The 659-nt window shown below is 80.6% G+C and carries 1 pseudogene; it reads left to right on the forward strand.

Annotation, left to right across the window (positions count from 1 at the left end):
• Positions 1-282 precede the first annotated feature (282 nt).
• Positions 283-659: pseudogene (locus JNW98_RS35550) on the forward strand (protease); the annotation flags it as partial.

The raw sequence follows: 659 nt of genomic DNA on the forward strand, positions 1-659 counted from the left end.
GCACCGGCACAGGCACCGGCGAGGGCCGCCGCCCGGACCGGCCCCGCCCGGCCGGCCCCCGCACGCCCGCGCCCGTGACCCGGGCCGCGCTGGTCATACCGCCCGCCCTCCCGGTCGCCGTCCCCTTCCGGATGCCCCGCCAGGCGGCCGGCACTCGCTGACGAGTCCCCGACGGGCCGGGGGTTACCCTGCTCGCGCCCACCGGCACCTGGTTCAATCGCTGGTGGGCCGGGCATCCCGCCGGGTGCCGAGGCTCGTGGACGCATCGTGGGGGGAGCAGAGATGGACGAGGGCAAGGCACCGGTGCCGCCGACCGGGCAGGACGGCTCCCCGTCGGACGTGGCCGGACACCCGGCACAGGGCAGGACGCCGCTGCACGACCCGGACCCGTACGGCACGCCCCCGTACGGCCGCCCGGGCCCCTGGGCCCCGGCCCCTCCGGTCCAGCACCCCGCGGCCGCCACCCCGCCCCACGGCACGCGTCCCCCGTCCGCGGACGCCTCCTGGCCGTACTCCACCTTCCACGACCGCCCCCGGGCGGACCTGTCCCAGGACGCGGTGCCGCCCGCCGGGTACCCGGCGGGCGCGGCCGAGGGCGCCGTTCCGCCGGGGCCGCACGACGCCGTTCCGCCGTGGGCGCGCCCGGCATCCGCTCCGCA

Origin of the sequence: Streptomyces huiliensis (assembly GCF_020037025.1) — a bacterium.
Taxonomy (GTDB): Bacteria; Actinomycetota; Actinomycetes; order Streptomycetales; family Streptomycetaceae; genus Streptomyces; species Streptomyces huiliensis.